The sequence below is a fragment of the Streptomyces blattellae genome, assembly GCF_009709555.1.
GTDB classification, from domain to species: Bacteria; Actinomycetota; Actinomycetes; order Streptomycetales; family Streptomycetaceae; genus Streptomyces; species Streptomyces blattellae.
The window spans coordinates 1-6,954 of record NZ_WJBG01000099.1; the positions used below are offsets into that span (position 1 = coordinate 1).

The 6,954-nt window shown below is 69.4% G+C and carries 6 protein-coding genes; 4 read left to right on the plus strand and 2 right to left on the minus strand.

What is annotated here, in order from left to right:
• Nucleotides 1–73: 73 nt before the first annotated feature.
• Nucleotides 74–1,327, minus strand: a complete 1,254-nt coding sequence (gene ltrA, locus GFH49_RS01945; protein WP_230396118.1) for a group II intron reverse transcriptase/maturase — start codon at nucleotides 1,325–1,327, stop codon at nucleotides 74–76.
• A 731-nt stretch (nucleotides 1,328–2,058) separates the two neighbouring features.
• Here ltrA and GFH49_RS01950 point away from each other — a divergent pair.
• Nucleotides 2,059–2,718, plus strand: a complete 660-nt coding sequence (locus tag GFH49_RS01950) for a uridine kinase family protein (RefSeq protein WP_196217828.1) — start codon at nucleotides 2,059–2,061, stop codon at nucleotides 2,716–2,718.
• A gap of 238 nt (nucleotides 2,719–2,956) precedes the next feature.
• On the opposite strand, the gene GFH49_RS01955 is transcribed toward GFH49_RS01950, so the two are convergent.
• The gene (locus tag GFH49_RS01955; RefSeq protein WP_155053975.1) at nucleotides 2,957–3,700 is read right to left on the minus strand and encodes a SigE family RNA polymerase sigma factor; all 744 of its coding nucleotides are present in this window, start codon (nucleotides 3,698–3,700) and stop codon (nucleotides 2,957–2,959) included.
• Nucleotides 3,701–3,942: 242 nt separating this feature from the next.
• Here GFH49_RS01955 and afsQ1 point away from each other — a divergent pair, with 242 nt between their 5' ends.
• Genes afsQ1 through GFH49_RS01970 form a run of 3 tightly spaced genes read left to right on the plus strand, consistent with a single transcriptional unit; the run spans nucleotide 3,943 to nucleotide 6,802 of the window.
• Nucleotides 3,943–4,620, plus strand: coding sequence for a two-component system response regulator AfsQ1 (afsQ1, locus tag GFH49_RS01960; protein ID WP_055611283.1), 678 nt, complete (start codon nucleotides 3,943–3,945; stop codon nucleotides 4,618–4,620).
• Nucleotides 4,617–6,188 (plus strand): ATP-binding protein, encoded by a 1,572-nt coding sequence (locus tag GFH49_RS01965; protein WP_155053977.1) that lies wholly within the window; start codon nucleotides 4,617–4,619, stop codon nucleotides 6,186–6,188. The genes afsQ1 and GFH49_RS01965 overlap by 4 nt, the downstream gene beginning before the upstream one ends.
• Entirely contained in the window at nucleotides 6,188–6,802 is a 615-nt protein-coding gene (locus GFH49_RS01970; RefSeq protein WP_155053978.1) for a hypothetical protein, read from the plus strand. Before GFH49_RS01965 ends, GFH49_RS01970 begins: the two co-directional genes overlap by 1 nt.
• Nucleotides 6,803–6,954 lie beyond the last annotated feature (152 nt).

Below are 6,954 nucleotides of genomic sequence, written 5' to 3' on the forward strand. Positions count from 1 at the left end.
AATCGGGTAGGAGGGCCGGGTCGCCCGGCCCTCCTCCCACACCACCGGACATGCGGGTCACGCATCCGGCGGTTCACCAAGCTGATCTCAACCGTTGCCAGGTCGGCTTGAGCGTCTTCAGGCCGAGGTCGTCCCAGTAGGAGTTGGGCAGTGCCCGCGCGAGGACGGGGGAGCCCGCGATCCGCCAGTAGCCCTTGCTGCTGTTCCCCCACTCACGGGAGAACTGCTCGTTGAACCCGAGCTTGCGCAGCATGGCCCGGCGGGCCCGGGGGATCTTCCATTCCTTCCAACGGATCTGCCGCATCCTGCGGTGCAGCCACTTGTCCAGCTCGCGGAACAGATGCGCACCGTCCGCGAGCCGGAAGTAGCCCATCCAGCCAACGATGAAGCGGTTGATCTTCGCGATACGTTCGTTCATCGCGATGCTCCACCGGCGCGAGGTCAGCTCCCGCAGCCGCATCTTCAGACGGACGACCGCCTTCGGATCGACGCGGATCCCAACCTTCCCACGCCGGGCAAAATAGAAGCCGAACCCCAGCATCGTCATGACAGAAGCTGGGACCACCTTCGACTTGTCCCGGTTGACCTTCAGTTTCAACCGCTGCTCGACCACGGCCGTGACCGAGGCGAGCACCCGGCAAGCGGCTCGCTTGCTCCGCACGAAGACACGAACGTCGTCTGCGTAACGCACGAACCGGTGACCGCGCTTGAACAACTCCCGGTCCAGGTCGTCGAGCATGATGTTCGACAAGACCGGCGACAGCGGGGAACCCTGGGGGGTCCCCTCCGCGCTCGGCATCCTGATGCCGCCCACCATGATCCCGGCGTCCAGATACCTGCGGATCAGCTTCAAGACCCTGCGGTCATCGACCTTGCGCGCCACCCGCGCCATCAGGACGTCATGCTGAACCCGGTCGAAGAACCGGTCCAGATCAAGGTCCACGACCCAGCGGTGTCCGTCCTCGATGGCCCGCCGCGCGACACGGACCGCCTGATGGGCGGACCGGCCGGGACGGAACCCGAAGGACGACCCCGAAAACTGCGGGTCGAAGATGGGCACGAGCACTTGCGCGATGGCCTGCTGGATCAAGCGGTCCAGCACCCGCGGCACCCCCAGCATCCGCTCACCGCCGCCAGGCTTGGGGATGATCACCTGACGGACCGGCGCCGGCCGGTAGATGCCCGCGTCGAGTTCGGCCCTCACTTCGGGCCAGTGCACCGCGATCCACGGCCTCAGCTCAGCCGTGGTCATGCCGTCCACCCCGGGAGCACCCCGGTTGACTTCAACGCGGTTGAGCGCCGCGAGCAGGTTCTCCTTCGAGAGCATCAACTCCCACAGCGAAGACTCCCGCTCCCGGTGAACGCCCTCCGTGGAGTGCGCCGACCGGCCACTACGCTCCGCCAGGACACTTCCGGAATGCACCGGTCCCTTCCCGGTCGGCACCGCCGAAGCGGACTTACTGCGGTCCACGTGACCAGCACGAGCAACCACCACATCACCCGTTCCACTCGATGTTCGGCCCTTCCCAGCCCGCCACGCACCGGCAGCCATCCCGGCTGGTACTACGACCTCTGCTGACTTCTGCCCGGTCAGCCCGCGCCTCCCGGCACGGACCGTCGGCGCGGCGACAACTTCAGCACAACCGACACCCGGACAGATCTCCCCAGGTAAGAACGATCACTGTCCCTGGATCCCCGCCGCGTTTACGCACTGGCCCTCTTGGCAGTGACGGGCATCGCCTTCTCGTGCAGGCTCACCCGACCAGTACGCCTCATACGCGATTCGCGTTCCTCGGTACCCAGGTCTCGCCTCGGGCTTCCTCCAGACCCCACCTCACGATGACGCCCTTGCCTCCGGCTCGGGGTTAGCACCACCTCTTCCCCCAGGGGACTTCCACCCCCAAGCAATCGCCCATGCTGGGCACACACGCAGGAGCGGCGCTCCCTCCGTCCAGGGTGAGCGCCGCTCTCTGCTGTTCTGCTGTCAGGTGTGACGCGTGCTGCAAAGCCGACCCGCGGGGTTCAGTGAACGGCAGGTGAATGCCACACTGGTCTTCCGTGAGCGCCCACCCACCCATACCGACGCGAGTCGTGCTGCTCTGCGGCCCCTCCGGCTCCGGCAAGTCCCTTCTCGCGGCCCGTTCCGGCCTTCCGGTCCTCAGGCTCGACGACTTCTACAAGGAGGGCGACGACCCGACGCTGCCGCAGGTCCTCGGGAGCTCCGACATCGACTGGGACCACCCGGGCTCATGGGACGCGGACACCGCCGTGGCCGCCGTCACGGAGCTGTGCCGCACGGGTCGTACGAACGTCCCGCTCTACGACATCTCCCGCAGCGCCCGCACCGGCACGGAGACCGTCGACATCGGCCGCACCCCGCTGTTCATCGCCGAGGGCATCTTCGCCGCCGAGATCGTCACCCGCTGCCGTGAGCTGGGCATCCTGGCCGACGCGCTGTGCCTGAGCCGGGGGCCGGTGCGCACCTTCCGCCGCCGTTTCCTGCGGGACCTGAAGGAAGGCCGCAAGTCCGTACCGTTCCTGCTGCGCCGCGGCTGGCGACTGATGCGCGCCGAGCGCTCCATCGTGGCCCGCCAGACAGGCCTGGGCGCACACGCCTGCGACCGGGACGAGGCGATGGGGCGGCTGGCCGGCGCTGCGGCTGGGCGGTGTATGACGGCAAAGAACACCGCAACGAAGAACACCGCAACCATCAATTGAGGAACCCCGACGGCGAGCGACCAAGTCCGCGAGAGCGGCGCCGGTTTAGGCGCAAAAAAGGGGAGCGGGACTGGACGGACCCCCCGGCCCTCCAGTCCCGCTCCCTTTGTGCTCCCCCGCTGTCCCCGTGCTGTCCCCCGTGACCCCGTTGGTTCCCCCGGTACCGCTCCCCCGTACTTCCCCCGTACTTCCCCCGTACTTCCCCCTGGCATCCCCCGCTACTTGCTCCCCCAGACCCTCAGGCGACGAGCTCCCCGAAGGACTCCTCCTCGTCACGGCCGAAGCTGAGGACCTGGTCCTCGCGCAGCCGGCGCAGGGAACGCCAGATGCTGGACTTCACCGTGCCGACACTGATGTGGAGGATCTCCGCGATCTCCGGGTCGGTGCGGCCCTCGTAGTAGCGGAGGACCAGCATCGTGCGCTGGAGTTCGGGCAGCCGGGCCAGCGCCTGCCACAGGACCGCGCGCAGTTCGGTGCCGCGCATCGCGTCCGTGTCGCCGGGCGTCTCCGGCAGTTCCTCGGTCGGGTATTCGTTCAGCTTGCGGCGGCGCCACGCGCTGATGTGCAGGTTGGTCATGGTGCGGCGGAGGTATCCGCCGACCGCGGCCTTGTCGCTGATCCGGTCCCACGCCTTGTACGTCGAGAAGAGGGCACTCTGGAGCAGGTCCTCGGCCTCGAAGCGGTCGCCGGTGAGGTGGTAGGCGGTTGCGTACAGGGAGGCGCGGCGCTCCCGGACGTAGGCGGTGAACTCCGCCTCCGACAGCGAGCGACGCTCCCCCGTGTCCTCCCTGTACGCGGCTCCCTTGTGCGGTTCCCCCGTGAAGGCGTCAACCACCGTCATATAGACGGTGTGCTGACGCCCGGTGCCGCGAGCGCACCCCCGCCCGCTCACAGCACCGGACTTCTCGGAACCCCGGCCCCCGTGCACGTCGTGCAGACGCGTGACAACTGCGCTCGCGCTCGTGCTGTGCAGCGTGTTCATCTCGCGCCCCCCGTCGTGGAGTCCCCGGTGTTCGGTCTCGCTCGGCCCGGTCCGGCCTCGCTTCCTTGCCTGTGCCCAAAAGCTTGCCGAGCCGACTTCATGGCCGTGTCCGCCGACTGTCACAGACCTGTCACAGGGGTCTGCCTCAGCCGGCTCACAGTCCGGTCATGGGAAAGCGCGCTACGTGCACGTAGCCGTACAAGTGTCGAAACCCCGGCCCGCCATGGGCCAGAATGACCCCCGTGCCTTCCCTGTTGCTGATCGAGGACGACGACGCCATCCGTACGGCCCTGGAGCTGTCACTGACGCGCCAGGGACATCGGGTTGCCACCGCTGCCACCGGTGAGGACGGACTGAAGCTGCTCCGTGAGCAGCGGCCGGACCTGATCGTGCTGGATGTGATGCTGCCCGGCATCGACGGGTTCGAGGTGTGCCGGCGCATCCGGCGCACGGACCAGCTGCCGATCATTCTGCTGACCGCGCGCAGCGACGACATCGATGTGGTGGTCGGCCTTGAGTCCGGTGCCGACGACTATGTCGTCAAACCCGTGCAGGGCCGGGTGCTGGACGCCCGGATCCGGGCCGTGCTGCGGCGCGGGGAACGGGAGGCGAACGACGCGGCGACCTTCGGCAGCCTGGTGATCGACCGCGCGGCGATGACCGTGACGAAGAACGGCGAGGATCTTCAGCTCACGCCGACCGAGCTGCGACTGCTGCTTGAGCTGAGCCGACGGCCCGGTCAGGCGCTGTCGCGGCAGCAGCTGCTGCGGCTGGTGTGGGAGCACGACTACCTCGGTGACTCACGGCTGGTGGACGCCTGTGTGCAGCGGCTGCGTGCGAAGGTCGAGGACGTGCCGTCGTCCCCGACGCTGATCCGTACGGTGCGCGGGGTCGGCTACCGGCTGGACAGTCCTCAGTGACACCAGCGCAAGGGGGCTTCCGCGGCTGGGCCGCGGCGCGCGTGGGACAGCTGGCACGGCTGCGTTTCACCAGTCTGCGGCTACGGCTGGTCGTGGTCTTCGGGCTGGTCGCGCTGACCGCCGCGGTGTCCGCGTCCGCGATCGCGTACTGGCTCAACCGCGAGGCCGTGCTCACCCGTACCCAGGACGCGGTGCTGGCGGACTTCCAGCAGGAGATGCAGAACCGTGCGGGCGCCCTGCCCGAGCACCCCTCACAGGACGAACTGCAGGACACCGCGGGCCAGATGGCGAACAGCAGCCAGCGCTTCAGCGTGCTGCTCGTCGCCCGGGACGACACCGGCCGGACCGTGTACGGCAACTCCGGTGCCCTGGACGGCTTCGCGCTGAAGGACGTGCCCAAGTCGCTGCGTACGGCGGTGAACAAGAAGCAGGAGGTCAACGCGAACAACGAGTACGCGTACCACCTGTACTGGCAGCGCATAGTCGACCGGGACACCCCGTATCTGGTGGCCGGCACGAAGGTGATCGGCGGCGGACCGGCCGGTTACATGCTCAAGTCGCTGGAGCCGGAGGCGAAGGACCTCAACTCCCTCGCCTGGTCGCTGGGGATCGCCACGGGCCTCGCGCTGATCGGCTCCGCGCTGCTCGCGCAGGCCGCCGCCACCACCGTACTCAAGCCCGTGCACCGGCTCGGGGTGGCCGCCCGGCGGCTCGGCGAGGGAAAGCTGGACACCCGGCTGAGGGTGTCCGGGACCGATGAACTGGCGGACCTGTCAAGGACGTTCAACGACGCGGCCGAGGCGCTGGAGAAGCGGGTCGACGACATGGCCGCGCGGGACGAGGCGTCCCGGCGGTTCGTCGCGGACATGAGCCATGAACTCCGTACGCCGCTCACCGCGATCACCGCCGTGACGGAGATCCTGGAGGAGGAGCTGGAGGCGGAGTCCGGGTCGATGGACCCGATGATCGAGCCCGCCGTACGGCTCGTCGTCAGCGAGACCCGGCGGCTGAACGACCTGGTCGAGAACCTGATGGAGGTCACCCGCTTCGACGCGGGCACCGCGCGGCTCGTCCTGGACGACGTCGACGTCGCCGACCAGATCACCGCCTGCATCGACGCACGGGCCTGGCTGGACGCGGTGGAGCTGAACGCCGAGCGCGGCATCCACGCCCGGCTCGACCCCCGCCGCCTGGACGTGATCCTGGCGAACCTCATCGGCAACGCGCTCAAGCACGGCGGTTCGCCGGTGCGGGTGTCGGTCCGGGAAGCCGTCGAGGACGTCATCATCGAGGTGCACGACCACGGGCCCGGCATCCCCGAGGACGTCCTGCCGCACGTCTTCGACCGCTTCTACAAGGCGAGCGCCTCCCGGCCGCGCTCCGACGGCAGCGGGCTCGGCCTGTCCATCGCCCTGGCGAACGCGCACATCCACGGCGGCGAGATCACCGCCGCCAACTCCGCCGAGGGGGGCGCGGTGTTCACGCTGTCGCTGCCGCGGGACGCGTCGGAGCTGACGGCGCGGGAGAACGGCGACATGAACGGCAAGCCCGCGGAGGGGAAGGCCTGATGACCGTATGCCGATGGGCGGCCGTTCCCGTGCTGGCCGTGCTGCTCGCGGTGCTGCTCGCCGGGTGCGGGATCCGGGCCACCGAGGTGCCGACGGACTTCGGGCCCGCGCCGTCGCGCGTGCAGTGCTCGCTGGCCGGGCACGACGTCTCGCCGCAGGCCTCGGGCGGGCTGCCGGTGCAGGTCTTCCTGCTGTGCCGGTCGTCGCTGGTGGCCGTCGACCGGACCGTGCGGATGCCGGACGGCGCCGTGGACTCCGAGCGGCGGGTGCTGGTGGCGCAGGGGCTGCTCGACGAGTTGGCGGAGACTCCGTCGGCGGGCGAGAAGGAGGCCGGGTACACCACGGACGTACGCGGCGGCATGACCGTCGGCGGCCCGCGCCCCGGCGACCCCGAGGACGCGCTGCGGCTGAGCATCCCGCCCGCGGGCCTCACCTCCTACGCCCTCGCCCAGATCGTCTGCACCCTGTCCGACTCCGCCGCGGCCGAGGGCGACGGCTCGGTCATCCTCGGCGGCCCGGACACACAGCCCGTCCGACGCTACGAGTGCACCGACGAGGTCCGCTCCAGGCCGGGCACGCAGGCACCGCCGTCGACGGGGGTCACGGACGGCTGACCTCGGTGGCGACACGTGGTGACCTGGGTGGCAGCACGTGGTGACCTCGGTGGCGGCACGTGGTGACCTCGGTGGCGGCACGTGGTGACCTCGGTGGCGGCACGTGGTGAGCTCGGTGGCGGCACGTGGTGAGCTCGGTGGCGGCACGTGGT

What these genes read in the sequence shown, in the direction of transcription:
- ltrA (WP_230396118.1), bottom strand. Translation starts at nt 1,327, where the DNA reads ATGCTCTCGAAGGAGAACCTGCTCGCGGCGCTCAACCGCGTTGAAGTC.
- GFH49_RS01955 (WP_155053975.1), bottom strand. Translation starts at nt 3,700, where the DNA reads ATGAACACGCTGCACAGCACGAGCGCGAGCGCAGTTGTCACGCGTCTG.
- GFH49_RS01970 (WP_155053978.1), top strand. Translation starts at nt 6,188, where the DNA reads ATGACCGTATGCCGATGGGCGGCCGTTCCCGTGCTGGCCGTGCTGCTC.